This is a genomic window from Nocardia jejuensis NBRC 103114 (genome assembly GCF_001613145.1).
Taxonomy (GTDB): domain Bacteria; phylum Actinomycetota; class Actinomycetes; order Mycobacteriales; family Mycobacteriaceae; genus Nocardia; species Nocardia jejuensis.
Map to the genome: position 1 here is coordinate 159,278 of NZ_BDBU01000027.1, position 21,970 is coordinate 181,247.

Annotated in this window: 23 protein-coding genes; 17 read left to right on the top strand and 6 right to left on the bottom strand. The window is 68.1% G+C overall.

Annotated features, from left to right (window positions below; translation table 11 throughout):
- Positions 1–424: 424 nt before the first annotated feature.
- Entirely contained in the window at positions 425–808 is a 384-nt protein-coding gene (locus NJ1_RS22285; protein ID WP_067697706.1) for a DUF1844 domain-containing protein, read from the bottom strand.
- Between the two features lie 330 nt (positions 809–1,138).
- Here NJ1_RS22285 and infC point away from each other — a divergent pair, with 330 nt between their 5' ends.
- The 4 genes from infC (at position 1,139) to NJ1_RS22305 (ending at position 3,447) form a co-directional block, all read left to right on the top strand.
- A complete protein-coding gene (gene infC, locus NJ1_RS22290; RefSeq protein ID WP_067697708.1) occupies positions 1,139–1,873 on the top strand; it encodes a translation initiation factor IF-3 in 735 nt (244 codons plus the stop codon).
- 66 nt (positions 1,874–1,939) lie between these two features.
- A complete protein-coding gene (gene rpmI, locus NJ1_RS22295; protein WP_067697506.1) occupies positions 1,940–2,134 on the top strand; it encodes a 50S ribosomal protein L35 in 195 nt (64 codons plus the stop codon).
- 96 nt (positions 2,135–2,230) lie between these two features.
- Entirely contained in the window at positions 2,231–2,611 is a 381-nt protein-coding gene (gene rplT, locus NJ1_RS22300; RefSeq protein ID WP_067697508.1) for a 50S ribosomal protein L20, read from the top strand.
- Positions 2,612–2,649: 38 nt separating this feature from the next.
- Positions 2,650–3,447 (top strand): TrmH family RNA methyltransferase, encoded by a 798-nt coding sequence (locus tag NJ1_RS22305; RefSeq protein WP_067697510.1) that lies wholly within the window; start codon positions 2,650–2,652, stop codon positions 3,445–3,447.
- Between the two features lie 235 nt (positions 3,448–3,682).
- On the opposite strand, the gene NJ1_RS22310 is transcribed toward NJ1_RS22305, so the two are convergent.
- On the bottom strand, positions 3,683–4,261 hold the full coding sequence (locus tag NJ1_RS22310) for a TetR/AcrR family transcriptional regulator (protein ID WP_067697512.1): 579 nt from the start codon (positions 4,259–4,261) through the stop codon (positions 3,683–3,685).
- Between the two features lie 102 nt (positions 4,262–4,363).
- On the opposite strand from NJ1_RS22310, the gene NJ1_RS22315 reads away from it, so the two are divergent.
- Positions 4,364–5,803 carry an MFS transporter gene (locus NJ1_RS22315; RefSeq protein WP_067697514.1) on the top strand — a complete coding sequence of 480 codons (1,440 nt, stop codon included), beginning with the start codon at positions 4,364–4,366 and terminating at the stop codon, positions 5,801–5,803.
- 134 nt (positions 5,804–5,937) lie between these two features.
- On the opposite strand, the gene NJ1_RS22320 is transcribed toward NJ1_RS22315, so the two are convergent.
- The 3 genes from NJ1_RS22320 to NJ1_RS22330 are packed head-to-tail and all read right to left on the bottom strand — an operon-like array spanning position 5,938 to position 8,163.
- Complete coding sequence (locus NJ1_RS22320) at positions 5,938–6,351, bottom strand: hypothetical protein (protein ID WP_067697516.1); 414 nt, start codon at positions 6,349–6,351, stop codon at positions 5,938–5,940.
- Positions 6,352–6,410: 59 nt separating this feature from the next.
- Positions 6,411–7,235: an SAM-dependent methyltransferase gene (locus NJ1_RS22325; RefSeq protein ID WP_067697519.1), complete on the bottom strand. Its 825-nt coding sequence runs from the start codon at positions 7,233–7,235 to the stop codon at positions 6,411–6,413.
- Between the two features lie 34 nt (positions 7,236–7,269).
- Entirely contained in the window at positions 7,270–8,163 is an 894-nt protein-coding gene (locus NJ1_RS22330) for a helix-turn-helix domain-containing protein (protein WP_067697521.1), read from the bottom strand.
- Between the two features lie 267 nt (positions 8,164–8,430).
- On the opposite strand from NJ1_RS22330, the gene NJ1_RS22335 reads away from it, so the two are divergent.
- From NJ1_RS22335 to NJ1_RS22385, 11 genes are all read left to right on the top strand, one after another.
- Complete coding sequence (locus NJ1_RS22335; protein WP_067697523.1) at positions 8,431–9,330, top strand: hypothetical protein; 900 nt, start codon at positions 8,431–8,433, stop codon at positions 9,328–9,330.
- Positions 9,327–9,869, top strand: a complete 543-nt coding sequence (locus NJ1_RS22340) for a hypothetical protein (protein WP_067697525.1) — start codon at positions 9,327–9,329, stop codon at positions 9,867–9,869. Before NJ1_RS22335 ends, NJ1_RS22340 begins: the two co-directional genes overlap by 4 nt.
- A gap of 228 nt (positions 9,870–10,097) precedes the next feature.
- Entirely contained in the window at positions 10,098–10,394 is a 297-nt protein-coding gene (locus tag NJ1_RS22345; RefSeq protein WP_067697527.1) for a DUF6285 domain-containing protein, read from the top strand.
- A gap of 194 nt (positions 10,395–10,588) precedes the next feature.
- Positions 10,589–11,581: a phosphotransferase family protein gene (locus NJ1_RS22350; RefSeq protein WP_067697710.1), complete on the top strand. Its 993-nt coding sequence runs from the start codon at positions 10,589–10,591 to the stop codon at positions 11,579–11,581.
- A gap of 8 nt (positions 11,582–11,589) precedes the next feature.
- Positions 11,590–12,852, top strand: coding sequence for an acyl-CoA dehydrogenase family protein (locus tag NJ1_RS22355; RefSeq protein ID WP_067697529.1), 1,263 nt, complete (start codon positions 11,590–11,592; stop codon positions 12,850–12,852).
- Positions 12,853–13,131: 279 nt separating this feature from the next.
- Complete coding sequence (locus NJ1_RS22360; RefSeq protein ID WP_084478612.1) at positions 13,132–13,602, top strand: roadblock/LC7 domain-containing protein; 471 nt, start codon at positions 13,132–13,134, stop codon at positions 13,600–13,602.
- A 31-nt stretch (positions 13,603–13,633) separates the two neighbouring features.
- On the top strand, positions 13,634–14,005 hold the full coding sequence (locus NJ1_RS22365; protein WP_067697533.1) for a hypothetical protein: 372 nt from the start codon (positions 13,634–13,636) through the stop codon (positions 14,003–14,005).
- Positions 14,006–14,122: 117 nt separating this feature from the next.
- Positions 14,123–14,932, top strand: a complete 810-nt coding sequence (locus tag NJ1_RS22370; protein WP_067697537.1) for a potassium channel family protein — start codon at positions 14,123–14,125, stop codon at positions 14,930–14,932.
- Between the two features lie 146 nt (positions 14,933–15,078).
- A complete protein-coding gene (gene pheS, locus NJ1_RS22375) occupies positions 15,079–16,140 on the top strand; it encodes a phenylalanine--tRNA ligase subunit alpha (RefSeq protein ID WP_067697539.1) in 1,062 nt (353 codons plus the stop codon).
- 34 nt (positions 16,141–16,174) lie between these two features.
- Entirely contained in the window at positions 16,175–18,673 is a 2,499-nt protein-coding gene (gene pheT, locus NJ1_RS22380; RefSeq protein ID WP_067697541.1) for a phenylalanine--tRNA ligase subunit beta, read from the top strand.
- A gap of 163 nt (positions 18,674–18,836) precedes the next feature.
- Positions 18,837–19,556, top strand: coding sequence for an alpha/beta hydrolase (locus tag NJ1_RS22385; protein WP_067697543.1), 720 nt, complete (start codon positions 18,837–18,839; stop codon positions 19,554–19,556).
- A 235-nt stretch (positions 19,557–19,791) separates the two neighbouring features.
- On the opposite strand, the gene rho is transcribed toward NJ1_RS22385, so the two are convergent.
- The gene (gene rho, locus NJ1_RS40630) at positions 19,792–20,997 is read right to left on the bottom strand and encodes a transcription termination factor Rho (protein WP_422615767.1); all 1,206 of its coding nucleotides are present in this window, start codon (positions 20,995–20,997) and stop codon (positions 19,792–19,794) included.
- Positions 20,998–21,441: 444 nt separating this feature from the next.
- On the opposite strand from rho, the gene NJ1_RS22395 reads away from it, so the two are divergent.
- Positions 21,442–21,951 (top strand): PspA/IM30 family protein, encoded by a 510-nt coding sequence (locus NJ1_RS22395; RefSeq protein WP_067697546.1) that lies wholly within the window; start codon positions 21,442–21,444, stop codon positions 21,949–21,951.
- Positions 21,952–21,970: the final 19 nt, after the last annotated feature.

The following is a 21,970-nucleotide window of genomic DNA, read 5'->3' on the forward strand; positions in this document are numbered from 1 at the left end:
TCTACGCCGTTGTGGACGACGCCAGTTGCCGTCCGGGTCGTAGTATGCAGTACTTCGGTCAGGTCTCGCTCGGTCGGGCGAGACTCCGGCATTCAACCAGCAGCACCCTCGTGGTGTCGCCTGGATTGCCGATCGTGAGGTCGCGCAACGCATTACGCGGACTCTCAGAACAGCTATCGCGCGCGTTCGGGTCCGTATGAACAAAAGTCGCCGGATTGCTGAATATTCGCCGAACCATTGTCGCTCAACGCCATTCCCGACACGTGAGGAACGAGCTCGCGGCGCGAGACCGCTCTCGCGCCGAGCGCTCGGGAGAACCGTTCCGGCGCAGGAGCTGCCGCCGGACCGGGTGGTGAGCTGTCAAGGGGGAGTGCCCCTTATGGCGTGTCTGCGTATGGGCGTGGCTCTGTATAGAGGAGAGGGATCAGTAGACCGGGCCGGTGTACTTCTCGCCCGGGCCCGCGCCGGGGGCGTCGGGGTGCGAGGAGCTCTCGCGGAACGCGCGCTGCAGCGACTGCAGGCCGTCGCGGATGGGGCCGGCGTGCGGGCCGAGGTATTCGACCGACGCGGTGACCAGACCGGCGAGCGCGGTGATGACCCGGCGGGCCTCGTCCAGATCCAGATGGGGGCTGGCCGAGGGGTCGGTCTCACCCAGGCCCAGCTTCTCGGCGGCGGAGCTCATCAGCATGACGGCCGCGCGGCTGATAACCTCCACCGCGGGAATCTCGGCCAGTTCGCGGACGGCTTCGCCCTCGATGAGAGCAGTCTCGTCCACCGCCGCCGTCTCGTTCACACTCGCCTCGTTCATGAGGTAGAGCATCGCACCGACCAGGTCGTGGCTGGTCGAGGGGGCGGGCGATTGGGAGCTGTCGCGCATGAGTGTTAGACTTTCCGCGACGACCGTCCCGGACAGGTTCTGTAACCGACTCGGGGCAACTAAGTGGAGCCCGACTCCCACCGTCACACCGGTGCTCTGAGCATCAGGTTCGACGGTCCGGTCGCCCATCTTTTACCAGGTGGGTTCTTGCACGGGTAAGCCCTGTGTAGGTGAGATGCGAGTAGTTTGCGTCGAAGATCGGTCGACTCGGGCCCCGTGTTGGAGAAATACCAACGCGGGGCTTTCGTGTTGAAATTGGGGTTGCAGTTATTGCTTGCGGTCGTTGACGAACCGCTTGACCTAGGAGGCCCCATCAGCACTGAGACTCGCATCAACGATCGCATCCGCGTACCCGAGGTCCGCCTCATCGGACCGGGTGGTGAGCAGGTCGGGATCGTGCGTGTTGAAGATGCACTACGCGTCGCCCTCGAGGCCGACCTCGACCTGGTCGAGGTCGCACCGGACGCGCGACCGCCGGTTTGCAAGATCATGGACTACGGCAAGTTCAAGTACGAGACCGCGCAGAAGGCGCGCGAGTCCCGGAAGAACCAGGTCCAGACCGTGATCAAGGAGCAGAAGCTCCGTCCGAAGATCGACGACCACGACTACGAGACCAAGAAGCGCAACGTCGTTCGCTTCCTCGATGCCGGGTCGAAGGTCAAGGTGACGATCATGTTCCGCGGTCGCGAGCAGTCGCGCCCGGAGCTTGGCTTCCGTCTGTTGCAGCGGCTGGCCTCCGACGTCGCCGATCTCGGTTTCGTTGAAACCTCGGCCAAGCAGGACGGCCGAAACATGACCATGGTCCTCGCCCCGCACAAGGGCGCGAAGACACGGGTGAAGGCACAGAACGACGCCAGCTCGACGCCGCAGCGCAGCAGTGCGCCGGCGCCCGATGCCGGCAGTGCCCCGGCTCCCGAGGCCGCTGCTCCGGTCGAAGCCCCGGCCGCCGAGGCTGCACCAGCTCCGGCTGCCCAGGCGGCTACTCCGCCGCAGTAATCACGAACAGCACTGCTGGAGGCGCGCTTTCGCGCGCCTCCAGCACGAGACAGATATGAGGAATCCATGCCGAAGATGAAGAAGCACAGCGGTGCCTCGAAGCGATTCAAGGTGACCGGCTCGGGCAAGCTGCTGCGTCAGCAGGCGAACCGTCGCCACCTGCTGGAGCACAAGCCGTCGACCCGGACTCGTCGTCTGGACGGCACGGAGGTCGTCGCGAAGGCGGACGTTCCTCGCATCAAGAAGCTGCTCGGCCTCTGAGGCCGAACGCCTCCTTTGCGATCCGTTCGCGGACGCCGTAAATCGACCACCTCCGGGCGCTACCGCAAGCGCCCCATCACGATCAAGGACTGACAAGTGGCACGCGTCAAAAGGGCCGTAAACGCTCAGAAGAAGCGCCGTTCCGTACTCGAGGCCTCCAAGGGCTACCGCGGTCAGCGGTCGCGCCTGTACCGCAAGGCCAAAGAGCAGCAGCTGCACTCGCTCACCTACGCCTACCGTGACCGCAAGGCACGCAAGGGTGACTTCCGCAAGCTGTGGATCGCTCGTATCAACGCCGGTGCGCGTCTGAACGACATGACCTACAACCGCTTCATCCAGGGCCTCAAGGCCGCGGGTGTCGAGGTGGACCGCAAGATCCTCGCCGAGCTCGCCGTCTCCGACGCCGAGGCCTTCGCGGGTCTGGTGGCCGTGGCCAAGGCCGCGCTGCCCGAGGACGTCAACGCTCCGGCTGCCTGAGTCGGGACTGCGTGACGACATCGCATTCGGAACGACCCGTGGACGCGCTCTCCGAGCGCAATCCGCGGGTCGTTTCCGCTGTCAAACTCCATCGCGCGCAACTGCGCCGCAAGACCGGCCTGTTCCTGGCCGAGGGCGCGAACTCGGTGGAGTCGGCGCTCGAGACCGAGCGCGTGGAGGAACTGTTCTTCTCCGCGAAAGCCGCTGAGCGCGAACACGCGCTGGTGGCCGGTGCCGCCGCCCGCGGCGTGCGCACCACGCTGGTGAGCGATCGGGCCGCGGAGTTGCTGGGGGACACCGTGACTCCGCCCGGGCTGGTGGCGGTGTGCCGTCATCTCGACGTGCCGCTGACCGACATCCTGGCCGCCTCGCCGCGCATGCTCGCGGTGCCGGTGCAGATGTCCGATCCCGGCAATGCGGGCACGCTCATTCGTGTGGCCGACGCCGTGGGAGCGGATGGCGTTGTGCTGGCCGGTGATTCGGTGGATCCGCACAACGGCAAGACCGTCCGCGCCGCCGCCGGGAGCCTGTTCCACCTGCCCGTGGCTCGCTCGCGCGATATCGATGCCACCCTCGAGGCCCTGACCGAGGCGGGGATCGCCGTGCTGGCCACCACCGCCAAGGGCGAAGTGAGCCTGGACGAGGCCGACGATATTCTGCGCGGCCCCGTGGCCTGGCTCTTCGGCAACGAGGCGCACGGCCTCGACCGCGCCGTCGCCGACCGCGCCACCCACCGCATCCGCATTCCGATCCACGGCCGCGCCGAAAGCCTCAACCTCGCCGCCGCGGCGTCCATCTGTCTCTACGCCGGCGCCCGCGTCCAGCACGCGAACTGACCCGAATCCCCGGCTCGCGCAACGCCTTCGGGCTGCCGCCGTGGTAACACGGCGGACCTGGACGGTCGGTGGCGGCCGGCATTCCGGCTAGAAGTGCGCCCGGTGTCCATGGGCCGCACGCTCTTCCGGGACTAGGTGCTCGCGCCGCGCTGCCCAGGCCGACCGAGGACGTCATCGGGGCGATGCGCCCGGGGCCGGTGCCGGTGGGCGGCGATCGCATTCGCGACGCGGGTGATCAGTCCTCCGCGCACGTGTCGTCATGGACGACGCTCAGGATCTCCTGCGCCCAGTCCAGCGGCACCGCGTCGGGGCCGGCGACCTGCATGGCGGTCATGATGGTCAGCAGCATGCCGCTGGCCATGAATCTCGCGGTCTCCTCGACGGACGCGCCCGTGAGTTCCCGGATCACCCGGTAGATCCGGCCGTAGCGCTCGCGGGTCTGCGCGCCGATGGCGGGTTCGGAGCTGGCCGAGATGCTGTGCAACAGCACCAGCGGCAGGTGCCTGTCCGCGAGGAAGGCGTTGTAACTCTTGCCCATCACGTCGAGCTTGTCCTGCGGCTCGGAGTCCGGGTCGGCCTGTGCGGCCCCGGCTCGGAACATCTCTTCGATGCGGTCGCAGACGCGCTCGGACGCGGTCAGGAACAGCTGCTGCTTGGTGCCGAAGAGCCGGATCACGTAGGGCTGCGAGACGCCCGCGCGCCGGGCGATCTCATCGGTCTTGGTTGCGGCATAACCAGATTCGGCGAAGGCCGCGATGGCCGCCTCGAGCACTTCCTCGCCGCGTTCGCTGGCGGTCATGCGCGTTCTGGTCATCGGGGTCGGCCTCCTCGCCGTCGGGAATCGATCCTGCCATTGACATGTTATCAGTCGATGCATACTCTCTAGTTATCAGTCGATAACAACAAAGGCCGGGACATGACTTCGACACTCGACAACTCCTCTCTCGCAGGGAAAGCGGTGGACGCCGCACGGCAGCGGCCCCTGGCCGCCGTGCTCGCCGCGGTGGGCATCCCGATGTTCATGGTCACGCTCGACAATCTGGTCGTGACCAACGCATTGCCGGTCATCAAGACCGAGCTGGGCGCGTCGCTCTCGGACCTGCAGTGGTTCATCAACGCGTACACGCTCTCGTTCGCCTCGCTGCTGCTCACCGCCGCCGCACTCGGTGATCGCCTGGGTCGCCGCCGGTTGTTCCTGGGCGGCATCGCGCTGTTCACCGTGGCGTCGGCGGCCTGCGCGATGGCCACCGAACCGTGGATGCTGATCGCCTTCCGCGCCCTGCAGGGCTTCGGCGGCGCGGCGGTCATGCCGCTGTCGCTGACACTGCTCTCGGCGGCGGTGCCGGAGAAGATGCGCAGTGCCGCGATCGGCATCTGGGGCGGCATCACCGGCCTGGGCGTCGCGCTCGGCCCCGTCGTCGGCGGCGCGGTCGTCGACGGCCTGAGCTGGCAGTGGATCTTCTGGCTGAACGTGCCGATCGGCATTCTGGCGGTGCCGTTCGCGGCTCGGGTGCTCGACGAATCCTTCGGTAGCGCACGGCGTTTGGATGTGCTGGGCCTGCTGCTGTCGGCGGGCGGCGTGCTCGCGGTGGTGTGGGGAGTCGTGCACGGCGCCGACGACGGCTGGACCTCCGGCACCGTCCTGGGCGGACTGCTCGGCGGCGCGGCGCTGCTCGCGGCGTTCGTGGCCTGGGAGCACCGCAACGCCGATCCGATGCTGCCGCTTCGCCTCTTCTCGAACCGCAGTTTCAGCGCGATCAACACCACGCTGTTCACCTTCTCGGTGGGCGTCTTCGGCTCGATCTTCCTGCTGGCCCAGTTCTTCCAGGTCGTGCAGGGCTACTCACCGCTCGAATCCGGCATCCGTACGCTGCCGTGGACGATGGCGCCCATGGTGGTGGCTCCGCTGGCCGGACTCGTGGTCGACAAGGTCGGGCCCCGGGTGCTGGTGGTCACCGGTCAGGTGTTCCTGGCCGCGGCGCTGGCCTGGATGGCCTACATCACCAGCGTCGATGTCACCTACGGCTCCTTCGTCCTGCCGTTCATCCTGGGCGGTGTGGGCATGGGCATGACCTTCGCGCCCTCCGCCTCGGTGGTGATGATGAGCGCGAGCCCGCAGGATCAGGGCATGGCCTCGGGCACCAGCAGCACCGTGCGTGAGGTCGGCGTGGCCATGGGCGTCGCGATTCTGGCCTCGGTCTTCGCCTCGCACGGCTCGTACATGTCCGCGCAGAGTTATGTGGACGGCCTGATTCCCGCGGTCTGGGCCGGTGCGGGGATCGTGGCGGTCGGCGGTGTGGTGGCGCTGCTGCTTCCCGGTCGCCGAGCCGCGGTGAAGTCCGGCAGCGCTGTCTGACAACTCGATTCGACAGTCCCGGTGGTCTCGGACCGCCGGGGCTGTCGTCGTGCGGGCTGAGCACGTGAATCTTGTCGGCAGGTTCTCTCGGGTGCGGTGACCGGGCCGCGTGGGCTGTGGCCCGGTGAGCCGTCCTATGCGGCCGTGGTGAACTCGAATTCCGAGCGTTCGAACTCGCGCTGTTTCACCGCCTGCACGAACAACGAGTATTCGAGCTGGTCGAAGTACAGCGTGGTGGCTCCGGCCGCGGACTCACAGCCGGGCGCGGCGCTGAATTCGTAGAGCCCATCGGCTCTGCGGGTGATTCGCAGGCCCTGTCGCAACGGGCTGTCCGTGCGAATCGCCTGCTGGATGACCTCGAACTGGTCGTGGTCGAAGGTGAGGCATTGATCGACGGGGACGGAAGTCCCCGCGGCGCCGAGGGATTCGGCGAGTTTGTCGTCCCAGACCAAGGTCCGGTTCTCGTCGCGGTAGACCATGACGCAGGCCTGCTGCGGTGAGCTCGCGGCCGCTTTACGGAACTGCCCGACAGACGGTGTCGTCAGCATGGTGGATCCTTTCGAACTGCGCCGGCGACACCGACTGCCGCGCAGCGCCTCTCACTGCGCTAGGGAAGGCTTCCCACAGCGGCGAAATTGCAGGGGCGGGCGTAATCGTCGGTATCGACGGCCTGCTCCGGATGCCAGTCGGTGGCGTAGGTGATACCCGGTTCGGTCAGCGTCCATCCATCGAAGAAGGTCGCGAACCGAGCACGATCTCGCAGGGTGACCGGCGTGCTGGTATCGGTGAAGATGGCCGCTCCGGCGGCCACCTGCTGTTTGATCTCCATGCCCGCGTCCTCGAGCGAGACGTGGGTCATGGCGATATGACTTCCGGGCGCCAGCGCGGCACGTAACTGCCGCACCAGCCCCGCCGGATCGTCGCTGTCGGGCACCCATGGCAGCACCGACACCAGCAGGAGTCCCACCGGTTCGGTGAAGTCGATGAGACGCCGGGTGTCGGGGTGCGCGAGGATCCGGGCCGGATCGCGCAGGTCGGCGTCGACCATCGTGGTGGTGCTCAGCAGGTCCTGATCCCGCAGCAGATCCCGGGCGCGGTTGATCGCCTCCTCATCGTTGTCGACATAGACGACGCGGGGATCCGCGACGAGTTCACGGGCCACCTCGTGGGTGTTGCCGCCGGTGGGCAGGCCCGACCCGATATCGAGGAATTGACGAATTCCCTTGCCCGCCATGTGCCGCACGGCACGGGCGAGGAATCGGCGATTGTGCTGGGCCCACAGTGGATAGAAGGGGATCTCGGCGTAGAGCCGATGGATGAAGGGCAGATCCGATTCGAAGATCACTTCGCCCGTGACCATATGGTGGTAGATCCGGGCGGAGCTCGGCTTGAGAGTGTCGAGCGGGCGCGGCTCGAAATCGTTGCTGGACATCGTGTTCTCCTATTCAGTTGGGTGTGCGGATGTGTTAACGGGGGATGGTCGGGCGGCTGCGCAGGCCGCGCGCCAGATGCTGCATGAACTGCTGTGAGTCGGCGGGGCCGAGAGCGGTCATGGCGAGGCGGGTGAAGATCTTGTCCCGGATGCCGACCGCGGGTTTGTCGTCGATGTAGCGAATCTCACCCTGGGCCTCGACCACCGCCATCTCGAGATCACCGGCCGCGCCGGGGGAGGGGACGCGCAGCAGGATGTACCGGTCCTCCATGCCCGCGCCGGGCGCCTGATGCGTGAACGGCATGACCTGGATCTGGATGTTCGGGCGTCGCGAAAGTTCCAGCAGGTGAACGATCTGCGCGAGCATCACCGCGTCGCCGCCGTAGGTGCGGCGCAGGCACGACTCGGACAGGATGGCGTGGAACTCGGGCGCTCTGGGTTTGAACAGGATCTGCTGGCGCGCGAGCCGGGCCTGCACGTAATCCTCGACCGTGACCGCGTCGGGGTCGTCCGGATCCAGGGGCAGCGGTTCGTGCAGCGCCCGGATGTAGTCGGGATGCTGCAGCAGGCCGGGCACGATCTCGGAGCCGGTCTCCCGCAAGCGATCCGCGACATCCTCGAGGTCCACCAGCAGGCGTAGTTCCTCGATGTATGCGCGGCGGTAGCCCGAAGTCCAGAAACCGCGGCGATGATTGTCGCCGCGCAGGTCCAGCATGGTCCGCACGTAATCCTCGTCGGCCACACCGAGTTTGCGGGCCAGGTCCTCGAGATTCTCGGCGCTGAGGTTCCCGTTGCCCGCCACCGCCGCGGCGATGCGGGACTGGCTGACGCCGATCAACTTGCCCGCCTCGGCCTGAGTGGTTCTGGCCCGGCGCAGCATCGCGTCGATCTCGCGCCCCAGGAGCACCTTGCGTGCGGTTCTCGCCATGGCTCCCCACCGTTTCTGCCTGCGCTACGGACGCTACTGTTCCATCCTTCTGATTATCAAGTTAGATTATCTGGCAAGATAATTGCGCGAAGAGCCACAGGATCGCAGGCGCACCGCACCACCCTGCCGCGCTTGCCGTGAGCCGACGAAGGACGGGGCCTCCCATGTACATCACCGACCCCGAGATCTCCGCTGCCACAGAGGAAGACCGCGACGGCGACACCCGACTACCCGCGACGTCGAACTGGTTGACGGCCGAGAGTTAGCGTGGGGGAACAGATGTGGTTCGGATACGCGCGCACGGAGCTGTTGCCGACCAAGGTTCGTGACGTGGTTCCGCGGGCGATTCGCGACTACGCCGCGCGCTGTCGGTTCGGTGCGGGCGAGGTGTTCTTCGAACCCGTCGCGGCGGAAACGATGTTGCGCGACATGCTCATCGAGCTCGACCGCGACAATCCCGTCGCGACCGTGCTACCGCAGCTGCGGCACATCGCCAAGGAGTGGGGCACCGACCTGGACCGGGTCTTCGACGCGCCCCCGCGCGCGGATGTGTTGTGGCAGATCATGGATTCGCTCGAAGGCTCGACCGGAGCGCAGCTGATCGTGCCCTCGCGTGCGCACCTGGCCAACCTCGGACCGGCGGGCCGGGCGATCGTCGCGCAGCTGACCCGGATGCGGACGGTCGCGGTGCACTATCTGGACGGCACCTCGGCGCCGATCGACCCGCGGCCGGTCGAGCGGTCCAGTGCCGTAAGCGGTTCCGACGAGACCGTGCTGGTGGAATCGAGCATCGGCGCGATCACCGCCATGGCACAGCTCGACGTGGCCGCGGAACTGAGCCGCCTGGGGCTGCCGGAAATCATCGAGTACGTCGACGCGGTCTATGTGGCGCTGATCGACGACTCCGTCACCGCCACACCACGAAACACCGCCCCGGACTCCGCCGCGGACACCCCGCACGCCACGATTCGGCTGCTCCGCACGACGGCCGGGCAATTGATCGCAGAACTCGAGGAACCACGCGTGCGCACCGACTCCGTCACCACCGCCCTGACCGGGCTCTGCCAGGACACCCGCCGCTTCATCGACGGGCCCCGGACCTTCACCCGCTGCACCCTGCCCGCCGATGCGCACTCCTCGCACATCACTCCGAGGGGCCGGGCATGATCCGCTCGACGCAGGTCTCCGTGACACCCCCGGTATCCAAAGTCGGTGTCTGGGAACGTGATCGCGCCCGAGCGACCGAGGGACTGCTGGACGCCCGCGAGTTGCTGCGCGCCGTCGCGGGCAATCTCGAGGGCGACTCGCCCCTGATCGAGTGGGCGCGCGAACTGGCCGATCTGCACGCCACCCTCACCACCGCCGCGGTATCGCCCACCCGCCGCCCCGCCGATTTCGACGAAACGGCGCTGCGCAACCGCCTCGCCGCCGTCATCGCGCTGATCGACGAGTGGGCCATCGGCGCCCTGCCCCGCCCCGCCACCGCGCGCCGCCACACCCACTCGCTGGGCGAGGTGATCAGTCACCTCGCCGCCACCTACGCCCACATGCAGTGGACCCTGCGCCACAACGACGACCCCGAACGCGGCCAGCACGCCACGACCCGCTTCGCCCACGTCCAGCAGGCCTACTCCGATCTGGTCGACGAGATCCGCTCGCTCCGAGTCCAACTCCCCCTCGGCCCGCACGCCCCCACCCCGACCTGACCGCCACGACGCCGGGATGCCCCCGTGGCAAGAGCAGGCGTGGATTGCGGCTGGGCGCTGCGGTTCGGTGCCTGCCGCCGGGGTTCGGCGGTGTTGGGTGGAAACGCAGGCATAGCGCGGAGATTATTCTGTGGCAGGAGTTTTCGCGCTTCGGGCGGGGCGAATCGCGGGGTGGTGGGGTGGGGTTCGTGGGATGCTGGGCGCGGGAATCCAGTGAGGGAGTCGCCAGTGCGGAATCGACCGTCGGCCGGGGAGCTGTTGGAGGCGCTGGCCGAACTGCTGGAGGGGACGCTCCTGCCCGCGCTGCCGCCGGGGTTGCAGCATCGGGCCCGCGTCGGGGCGAATGTGGCCAGAATCGTGGGGCGTGAGGTCGAACTGGGGCCGGATGCCGAGCGGCGGGCGGACGAATTGCTCGACGCGGTGCCTGCGGGGGACGAGCGGGCGCTGTGGGAGGCGCTGACCGAGATCGTGCGGGCGGATCTGGCGATCGCCAAGCCGGGATACGACAGCTGGGACGGGGAGTGAGCCCCGATCGGGAGGGGTCCACCAGCCCGGCGGCCCCCACCGCCCCGGCTGCGCGCACGGACACCAGCCCGGCTGCACCCACCGTCCCCGCTGTGGGTACGGACCAGCCTGCGCAAGCCAACTCGGCTGCGCGCACGGACTCGGGCGCACGCGCTGTCTCTGCTGGGGGCGCGAAGTCGTCCGCTGGTGCGGATCTGGCTGTGGGTTTGTCTGAATTCTTCACGGAGCGGGGGGATTCGCCGGTGTGGGTGGGGGAGGTGGAGTTGCTAACCGCCGGTGCGAGGCGGCGCAATGTGGCCTTCAGCGCGGATCTCGATGGGGGCGGTGCGCGCAGGCTGGTCGCGACCATCGTGCCGGCGGCGGTGGAGCTCATGTCGGTGCACGCGGAGGCGCGGGTACGGGAACTGGTGCGCGCGCACGGGGTTCCGGTGCCGGCGGTGGTCGCGGTGTGCGAGGACTCAGCCTATGTCGGTGCGCCTTTCGTGGTTTCGGAGCATGTGGCCGGAGAGACCGTGCCGCGCAGAGTCTTACGCCTGATCGAAGCGTCCGGGACCGCCGAAACCGTTGCCTGCCAGTGGGGTGCGGCGATGGGTCGGCTGCACACCCTCGATCCGGCCACCGCACCGGCGACGGTGGCGGCCGCCGGTCCCGATCCCGCCGCGGAGGCGCTCGCCGTCGCGGAGCGAGGCGTGCGCGATCTGCTCGACGGCCGACCGGTCTTCGCGATGGCACTGCGGTGGCTCGAGCGCGGACTACCCGCTCCGCCGCCGCGAACCGCGCTGCTGCACACCGATATGCGCAACGGCAACCTCATCGTCGGCCCGGACGGCCTGCGCGCGGTGCTGGATTGGGAGGGCGCGCAACGCTTCGGCGATCCGATGCGTGACGTGGCCTGGCCCGCACTGCGCATGTGGCGGTTCGGACACGACGCCCGGGAGTTCGGCGGGTTCGCCGACCGCGCGAGTTTCGTGCGCGGCTACGAATCCGCCGGAGGCGACGTCGATCCCGATCGATTCCGCTGGTGGAAGGTGATGGGCACGCTCACCTGGGGCCTCGGACTGGCCGCGCAGGCCGCGGCCCATCTGGACGGCAGCGTGCGCGACATCGTCATGGCGGCCAGTGGACGCCGCGTCCCGGAGATCGAATGGGATCTGCTGATGCAGATCCGGCCGAGCGCGAAAACCTAGGAGACAGCGTGGATTTCGACCTTCCCGAGGACCTCACCGCCTATCTGGCCGAACTCGACGCGTTCATCGAGGCCGAGATCGTCCCGCTCGAACAACAGGACGACAACATCCGCTTCTTCGATCACCGCCGCGAGGACGCGCGCACCGACTGGGACCGCGGCGGCCTGCCGAGCGCGGAATGGGAAGAGCTGCTCGCGCAGTCACGCCGTCGCGCCGATGCCGCCGGCCACTACCGCTACGCCTTTCCGAAGGAATTCGGCGGGCGCGACGGCACCAATCTGGGTATGGCGGTGATTCGCGAACACCTCGCGCGGCGGGGCCTGGGCCTGCACTGCGATCTGCAGAACGAGCATGCCGTGGTCGCCAACAATGTGGGCCTGCTGCTCATGCTCGAATACGGATCACCGCGGCAGCAGGCGGAGTGGGTGCACGGGCTGGCCGAGGGCACCAGGTTCTTCGCCTTCGGCATCACCGAACCCGAGCACGGCTCCGACGCGACCCATATGGAGACCACCGCCGTGCGTGCGGGCCAGGACTGGATCATCAACGGCGCCAAGACCTGGAACACCGGCGTGCACATCGCCGACGCCGATCTGATCTTCGCCCGCACCCACGGCCGCGCCGGTGACGGGCGCGGCATCACCGCGTTCCTGGTCCCCACCGATGCCCCGGGCTTCCGAGTCGAGGAATACCTGTGGACGTTCAACATGCCCACCGACCACGCGCGAATCTCGCTGACCGATGTGCGCGTGCCCGATTCCGCGATCTTCGGCGGTGAGGGACGGGGACTGGGCGTCGTGCAGCACTTCTTCAACGAGAACCGGATCCGCCAGGCCGCCTCCAGCCTCGGCGCGGCGCAGTACTGCATCGATCAGGCCGTCGCCTACGCCAGAGAGCGCAAGCCGTTCGGCACGCCGCTGGCCGCCAATCAGGCCATCCAGTTTCCCCTGGTGGAGCTGCACACCCAGTGCGAGATGCTGCGCGCGCTCATTCACAAGACCGCGTGGTCGATGGATACGCGCGGCAACTTCGCAGTCTCCGAGCAGGTCTCGATGTGCAACTACTGGGCGAATCGACTCTGCTGTGAGGCCGCGGATCGCGCCATGCAGGTGCACGGCGGTCTGGGCTACTCCCGGCACAAGCCGTTCGAGCACATCTATCGCCATCACCGCCGCTACCGGATCACCGAGGGCGCGGAGGAGATTCAGATGCGGCGGGTGGCCGGATACCTGTTCGGATTCATGGACCGCGCGGCGGTCAAGGGTGTATGACAACTTTGTAGCTGCGTATTCGCGGTCCCGCCGCTATGCTGTAGATAGTTCAGCTGACTCAGCGAAAACTTCAGTGCCGCAAGGTCACCGGTGTGCTCCCCGCGCCAGGTGAATACTCGGCGCAGTTCAGGAATCGACGCCGCGGCGGACTCGCCGGGGTCGATTCGGGGTGGGCCGTTCCCGCGTGTTCGGTGTGGGAGGGCGCCCGCGTGAGCGCGAAAAGCGCAGTCACACAACAGCTTCTGGTGTCCTGAACAAAGACCGGTAAGGGGCGTTTGTTTGCATTCTCACCCGGAATCGTCGAACAGCGAGATCGAAGCCCACCTATCGGCGTTACGGCAGCGCGTTCCCCACCTGATCGGTTCGGTGGTGGCCTCGAGCGACGGACTGCTGATCGCCGGCGATATGCCCGAAACCATCGAACCCACCGGAATCGCCGCGCTGGCGGCCGCTCAGCTGTCGCTGTCGCTGACCTTCGTCTCGACCACCCATGCCATGGACCTGCACGAGGTGGTCCTGGAAAGCGGTGCGGGCCAGGTGGTCGTCTACGCCGCCGGTCCCACCGGCTCCCTGACGGTCCTGACCGACGCCGACGCCGTGCTGGGCCGGGTGCACCTGGAGGCCCGGCCGGTCGCCCGCGCGATCGCGCTCCTACTGGCCCCGGCGGTCCCGCTGATGGAAAACACCATGACCGGCACCGGATTCGCGGCGATGAACGGATTCCGCCCCGAGATCCCGAATTTCCACTGAGGCGCGGCACCCCGCGCGAGAGAGGCGAAATATGTCGAATCTGGATGTGGCACTGAAGGACATGATGAGCATCGACGGCGCACTGGGCGCGGCCGTCGTCGACTACACCAGCGGAATGACCCTCGGCACGGCCGGCGGTTCCCGGACCCTGGACCTCCAGGTCGGCGCGGCCGGCAATACCGAAGTGGTGCGCGCCAAGATCCGCACGATAGAACAGCTGGGCCTGAACGAGGGGATCGAGGACATCCTGATCACGCTCACCGGTCAGTACCACATCCTTCGTCCGCTCGGAGAGCACAGAACCAATGGCCTGTTCCTCTACCTCGCACTGGATCGGACCCGCGCGAATCTCGCGCTGGCCCGTCATCACCTGCGCAGAATCGACGAGGAACTCGAGGTCTGACATCGGCCGAGCGCGACAGACCATCCGGACTGTTTCGCGCGGAGACGAGGCTGCCGCGGCGCTAGGATGAAGCACTTCGCACCGACGAGGTGAGATCAGCATCAGCGCAGGTGAAACATGTCCCAGGCCGAAACGAGCCGACCGTCCGCCGAAGCCTCGACGGATGTCGTGATCACCCGCCGGGTGGCATGGGAGCGAGCCACCTCGCTGCCCATGGCCGCGATCGCGCTGATCTTCCTGGGCACCTACGCCTGGCATGTGCTCGACGCGGGCGCCCATCCGCAGGTGAAGACGGTGATGACCGCGGTGGACATCACCATCTGGGCGCTGTTCGCCATCGACTACGTGATCCGGCTGCGGCTCTCGACGAACCGTCGTCGGTTCGTGCGGCGGAACTGGCTGGATCTGATCGCGGTGTTGCTGCCGCCGTTGCGCCCGGTCCGGCTGCTGCGCGCGGTGCTGCTGGTGCTCGATGCCGCCGAACGCCGAGGGCGTTTTCACACCCGCACCCGGATGTCGGTGTTCGTGGGCGTGAGTTCGGCGCTGCTCCTGCTGCTGTGCAGTCTGGCGCTCTACGACGCGGAACGGGGAGCGCCCGAGGGCAACATCCACAACTACGGTGACTCGGTGTGGTGGGCCGTGGTCTCGGTGACCACCGTCGGCTACGGCGACCACTATCCGGTGACCGTCGAGGGCAAGCTCGTCGCGGTGGCGCTGATGACCATCGGAATCGGATTGATCAGCTTCGCCATCGGCACCACCACCAGCTGGGTCGTCGAGCGGATCAAATCCTTCGAGGAGACCTCCGAGCGCACCGACCTCGAGGTCGGCGTCCTCGTGGACGAGATCCGCTCGCTGCGCGCGGAGATCGGCGAGCTGCGGGATCTGGTGCGGCCGCCGATCGGTGAGCAGCCGCTGTCTCGGTGACGGGTGCGCGCCGCGCCCGCGCCGGTGCGCCCGGCCTGCGGGAAAAGCGGGTGAACCAGCCTGATTACAACGTCTACGATCCAACCAGCAAGAATAGGGAGGAATTTCCGCCCGACCCATACCAGCCAGGGGAGTGACGAACCATCGTGGCCGACGAAATCGACCGTGCCGAGCAGGCAGCGGCCCTGACCGAGGAATCCCTCGCCGCCGCCGCGGAAGCCGCCGAGAAGGCGTTCGCATCCGCGGCCGATCTGGACGAGCTCGCGGCCGCGAAGACCGAGTTCATGGGCGGGAAATCGCCGATCTCGCAGGCGCAGCGCTCGCTGGGCACCCTGCCGAAGGAAGAGAAGTCCGAGGCGGGCAAGCGCGTGAACGTGGCGCGCGGACGGGTGTCGGCGGCGTACGAGGCGCGCAGTGCCGAACTGCTCGCCGAGCGCGATGCCGCGGTGCTGGTGGCCGAGGCCATCGACGTGACGCTGCCCGCGCGGCGCGGCGCGGTCGGCGCTCGCCACCCCATCAGCGCGCTGTCCGATCGCGTGTCGGACGTGTTCGTCGCCATGGGCTGGGAGGTAGCCGAAGGCCCCGAGGTCGAGACCGAGCACTTCAATTTCGACGCCCTGAACTTCCTGCCGGACCATCCGGCACGCACGATGCAGGACACCTTCCACATCGCCCCGGAGGGTTCGCGTCAGGTGCTGCGCACGCACACCTCGCCGGTGCAGGTGCGGTCCATGCTCTCTCGTGAGCTGCCCATCTACGTGGTGTGCCCGGGCCGGACCTTCCGCACCGACGAGCTCGATGCCACCCACACCCCGGTGTTCTCCCAGGTGGAGGGTCTGGCCATCGACAAGGGTCTGACCATGGCGCACCTCAAGGGCACCCTGGACGGATTCGCGCGGGCGCTGTTCGGCCCGAACACCACCACCCGGATGCGCCCGAGCTTCTTCCCCTTCACCGAACCCTCCGCCGAGGTGGACGTCTGGTTCGAGGACAAGAAGGGCGGTCCGGGCTGGGTCGAGTGGGGCGGCTGCGGCATGGTCAACCCGAAGGTGCTCATCGCCTCCGGTATCGACCCCGAGGTGTACAGCGGCTTCGCGTTCGGCATGGGTCTGGAGCGGACCCTGCAATTCCGCAACGGCCTGCCGGACATGCGCGACATCGTCGAGGGCGATGTGCGCTTCACGCTGCCGTTCGGCATCCAGTCCTGACCCGATCCCTTACTTCGAGGAAGCGAAACGTCAAGTGCGAGTAGCGCAGTCCTGGCTGACGGAAATCCTGCAGCGCACCACTCCCGAGTGGTCCGTGACGCCGGAGGAACTCGACGCCGGCTTCGTCCGGGTCGGTCTCGAGGTCGAAGAGGTGGCCCCGCTGCAGCGGGTGACCGGTGATATCGACAAGCCCCTGGTCGTCGGCCGGGTAGCCGAGATCACCGAGCTGACCGAGTTCAAGAAGCCGATCCGCTTCTGCAAGGTCGATGTCGGCAACCCCGAGTTGCAGGAGATCGTCTGCGGCGCACGGAACTTCGCGGTCGGCGACCTGGTCGTGGTGGTGCTGCCGGGTGCGGTGCTGCCGGGTGGATTCGCGATCGCCTCGCGCAAGACCTACGGGCACACCTCGAACGGCATGATCTGCTCGGTCGCCGAACTCGGAATCGGCAAGGACCACAACGGGATTCTGGTGCTCGAGCCCGGCACCGCCGAGCCCGGCGCGGATGCCAACGAGCTGCTCGGCCTCGGTGACACGGTCATCGAACTGGCCATCACGCCGGATCGCGGCTACGCCTTCTCGGTGCGCGGTCTGGCCCGGGAGCTGGCCTGCGGCTTCGACCTGGAGTACCAGGATCCGGCCGTGCGCACCCTGCCCGACGACGAGGCCGAGGCCTGGCCGGTGACGCTGGAGCCGCAGTCGCTGTGCACGCGGTTCGCCGTGCGCCGGGTCGCCGGGATCGACCCGAAGGCCATGAGCCCGTGGTGGTTGCAGCGTCGCCTGCTGCTCTCGGGTGTGCGCCCGATCTCCCCGGCCGTCGACGTCACCAACTACGTGATGCTCGAACTGGGACAGCCGCTGCACGCTTTCGACACCGCCAAGGTGAACGGCGGGCTGGTGGTGCGCCGCGCGAACAAGGGCGAGACGCTGCGCACGCTCGACGAGGTCGAGCGCACCCTCGATGCCGAGGACGTGGTGATCGCCGACGAGTCCGGCGTCATCTCGCTGGCCGGCATCATGGGCGGTGCGAGCACCGAGGTCGGGGACGAGTCCACCGACATCATTCTCGAGGCCGCGACCTGGAACCCGATCGCGGTGGCGCGCACCGCGCGCAGGCACAAGCTCGGTTCCGAGGCGAGCCGCCGCTTCGAGCGCGTCGTGGATCCGGAGATCAATCTGGCGGCACTGGATCGCGCCGCCACGCTGCTGGCCGAAATCGCCGGTGGCACTGTGGAATCCGTGCTGACCGATGTGCGGGTGCCGGTTGCGGCCGCCGCGCCGATCAGCATGGACATCGATCTGGCCGATCGCATCGCGGGCGTGCACTACGCGCCCGGCGCGTCCACCCGCCGGCTGCAGCAGGTCGGCTGTGTGGTCGAGGTCGGCGTCAGCGAGGCCGGTCACGGTCAGCTGGTCGTCACCCCGCCGAGCTGGCGGCCCGACCTGACCCAGCCCGCCGATCTGGTGGAGGAGGTGCTGCGTTTGGAGGGCCTCGACAAGATCCCGTCCGTGCTGCCCTCGGCTCCCGCCGGTCGCGGACTGACCGCGCAGCAGCGTCGCCGCCGCGCGGTGAGCAAGGCGCTGGCGTTCGAGGGCTGCGTCGAGGTTCCGGCGCCGGTCTTCATGTCCGGCACCGTGTTCGACACCTGGGGCCTGCCCGCCGACGACGCCCGCCGCAAGACCCTGCGCGTGCTCAACCCGCTCGACGCCGACCGCGCGGACCTGTCCTCCACGCTGCTGCCGGGTCTGTTCGAGATCGCCGCGCGCAATATCTCGCGCGGTGAGCGCGACCTCGCCATCTACGGCATCGGCCAGGTGACCCTGCCGACCGAGGCCACCGAGCCGGTCGGCCCGCTTCCGGTGGATCGCCGTCCCACCGAGGACGAGATCGGCGTTCTGCTGCGTTCGCTGCCCGAGCAGCCCATTCGCGTCGCGGTCGTGCTGAGCGGTCGCCGTGAACCGCGCGGTCCGGGCGGCCTGGGTCGTCCCGCCGAGGCGTCGGACGCGTTCGCGCTGGTCGACGCCGTGGCCGAGGCCGCGGGTGTGACCATCGAACGCCGCTCGGCGGCCTACCTGCCGTGGCATCCGGGCCGCTGCGCCGAACTGGTCGTGGACGGCGTCGTCGTCGGCCACGCGGGCGAACTGCACCCCGCCGTGCTGGAGCGCTCGGGCCTGCCCCCGCGCACCTGCGCCGTCGAACTCGACCTGGACGCTCTCCCGCTGCGCGAAATCCGCCCCGCCCCTGTGGTTTCCGCCTTCCCGGCGGTCCTGCAGGACGTGTCGGTGAGCGTGGAGAAGTCGACGCCCGCCGCATCGGTGGAATCGGCCCTGCGCACCGGTGCGGGCGAACTCCTCGAGAGCATCTCCCTGTTCGACGTCTACGAAGGCGCGCAGGCCGGTGAGGGCCGCAAGTCCCTCACCTACGCCCTGCGCTTCCGGGCCGCGGACCGCACCCTGACCGAGGACGAAGCCAGCGCCGCCCGCGACGCCGCGGTCAGCAACGCGGCCTCCACGGTCGGCGCGATCCAGCGCTGAGCGGTTCACGGGCGGCCCGCCGCCGGTATCCCGCAGTGTCTTTGCCGACACTGCAGGTGTCGGAGGCGGGCTGTTCCCGTAGGAGGAGTAGGAAGGACGTATGCGGCATCCGGCTACGCCTGTTCTGAATGCGCTGACCTATTTTCCGGAGCGGCGGATCGCGATGACTCCGAATCAGTTCGGGGTCGAATACGAGGATCTGTCGTTGCGGACCCAGGACGGCGAGACCGTCAACGCGTGGTTCGTGCGGGCGGCGGGGGAGTCGCGGGGGCATATCCTGTTCGCGCACGGGAACGGCGGGAATCTGGGGGACCGGTCACCGGTGCTGGCGATGCTGTCGGCGGTGGGGTTCGATGTGCTGGTCTTCGACTATCGGGGGTACGGGCGCAGCAGCGGGCGACCCAGTGAGAAGGGGACCTATCTCGACGCGCGCGCCGCGCGGGCGGCGCTGCTGGCGCAGCCCGGGATCGATCCGAATCGGGTTGTGTACCTGGGGAAGTCGCTCGGCGGCGGAGTGATGCTGGAACTGGCTTCGGTGTATCCGCCCGCTGCGCTGGTCCTGATGTCCACGTTCACGGGACTGCGTGACGCGGCGGGCGCGGTGTATCCGTATCTGCCCAGGGCTTTCGTGCCCGACGCGTATCCGAGCCTGGGGCGGATCCGCTCGCTGCGCTGCCCCGTGCTGATCATGCACGGTGATGCCGACGAGCTGCTGCCGGTGCGGATGGGGTACGAGTTGTACGCCGCGGCGCCCGAACCCAAGAAGCTGATCATCTATCCGGGCGGGCACCACAACGATCTGGTGGACTTCCGTGAGTGGCCCGCCACGTTCTTCGCTTGGGTCGCAGGTGTGCTGCGCACCGACCGGCGCACACCCGAATAGCCTTCGCATCGTCGCCGCGAGGGGTGAACACCTGCGTGACCACGCCGGACAGCGTCGAACCGAAGGCTCGCCGCGCCCCCGATGACGTCATTGTTCAACCGGCTCACCAGTGCGCGGAGTCACCGGCGGAGTGCGGACGGATCCGTCGCCGAACCGTGTTCGCGAGGCTGCCGGCGCATACGGGATGTCGCGGCGCGTTCGGGAGCCGTGAGGTGCCCGCGGGGCCGTGACGTGCTCACTTCCGGGTGAGGCCGAGCAGGAATTCGGCATTGGAGCCGGTGCGGCGCAGGCCGTCCAGGAGCAGGTCCAGGGCGCGCTGGTCGTCGAGCCCGGCCAGGGTGCGGCGGAGGGTGTCGACAGCCTGGCGTTCGGCGGGGTCCAGCAGCAGTTCGTCGCGGCGAGTGCTGGAGCGGGCCAGGTCGACGGCGGGGTAGACGTGCCGCCCCGCCAGGCCGCGATCGAGTTTGAGCTCGGCATTGCCGGTGCTCTTGTACTCCTCGAAGATCACCGTGTCTGCCTGCGATCCGGTTTCGACCAGGGTGGTCGCGATGATGGTCAGCGAGCCGCCGTTCTCGAAATTGCGGGCGGTGCCCAGGAATCGCTTGGGCGGCAGCAGTGCCGCGGAATCGACTCCGCCGGAGAGGATTCGGCCCGAGGCGTGGCCGGTCATGTTGTAGGCGCGAGCCAGCCGGGTGAGCGAGTCGAGCAGCACGACCACATCATCGCCCTGTTCGGCCAGGCGCTGGGCGCGTTCGATGGCGAGTTCCGCGAGCGCCGTCTGCTCGGCGGGCGAGCGATCGAAGGTGGCGGCGATGACCTCGGCGGGAACCGCACGCGAGAGTTCGGTGACCTCCTCGGGGCGTTCGCCGACGAGCACCATCATCAGATGGCATTCGGGGTGGTTCTTCGCGATACCGTGCGCGATGTCCTGCAGCACAGTGGTTTTGCCCGCCTTGGGCGGTGCGACGATCAGGGCGCGCTGCCCCTTGCCGATCGGCATGATCAGGTCGGTGACGCGGGCGGTGAGCTTGTTCGGCTCGGTTTCCAGGCGCAGGCGCTCGTTCGGATGGATGGGTGTCAGGTCGGCGAAACGCGGCCGGGCGGCGGATTCGCCGGGCGGCCGGCCGTTGACGGTGTCGACCCGCACGAGCGGAGCGAGCTTGTCGCCCTTGGTGTTCGGCTGCGCCGCGGGCTTGGGCTGCGCGAGTCCGGCGATCGAATCACCGCGGCGCAGGCCGTGTTCGCGGATCAGCCGCGCCGGGACCTGGACATCGTCCGGGCCGGGGGCGTAGCCGCTGCTGCGCAGGACTCCGGTCTGGCCCGTCATGTCGAGAATTCCCGTTGCGGGGGAGAGGGTTTCGATCTTGTCGAGGGTGTGTTTGTCGGGGGAGGGCGCAGACCGGGGCTCGGTGGCCCGGGGCGCGCGTTCGGTGGTGGTCATTTCTGGTTCTCCTGAATGGAATCGGTACTGTTGCACCGGGTTCGAGTGATCTTGTCGGCCGGATGCGGCCGAATCGCGGCATCCGGCCGCGGGTGAATCCGAGTGTTGTCGGCTGGTCCCGCTGGGACGGCCCGTGCATCGGAGGCTCCAGCGACATCCGCTCGGGTGAGAGCGGGATCGCCGATGCGGAGCGTGCGATGTCGGAGACCGAAAGGAAGATTCGGAGACCGAAAGGAAACTGTCCGCGGGGAATCGCTGGAACCGACTCGGAAGGGAAGAAATCTCGTGGGAGGGAATGCTGTCGACCTGCATCCACGGGACTGCGACGCCACAACGGTACGCCGGACTCGGCGATCGCGCAATGACCGCCACCCGGCTGTGTGATCCAGCCCCCACGCCTCGCGGTGCTCCCGCACCCGCCCCGGGCTGCGTAGCCTGGAACGCATGACCGATGCCAAGGAACTCGCGGTGCAATTGGCGCAGCTGGCGGATGCCGAGCTGGCGACGGTGGTGGAGGCGGCCACGAACGGCCGCGCAGGGCTGGCGGAACTGCATTCGGTGGCCGCCTCGGTGGCGGCGACCATCGGTCATGCCCCCGAAGTCGGCGATGTGAGTCCTGCCACGTTGCCCGGCGTGGAGTCTCCCTTCCCGTCCTCACCGGACACGTTCGGCCAGGTCCAGGCCCCTTCCGGCGCGGCTGGAATACCGGTACCGCCGACGGGTATGCCCGTCGCGCCGGGGATCGGCGGATATACGACATCCGGCGTCCCTACTTTCGAGTCAGTTCGGGATAAGGTCGAGCAGCGCTCCGGCACCGCGCAGGGGATGGACGAGCTCGACAGGCAGACGCCGGCGGGTCGTAGCGTTGACGAACAGTGGGATGCGCGAGCGAAAGCCGCGCGAGAACGCTTGGAACAGATTCGAAAGTCGGTGCACGGCAACGACAACGGCTGATCCCGGCGATTCTTAATCG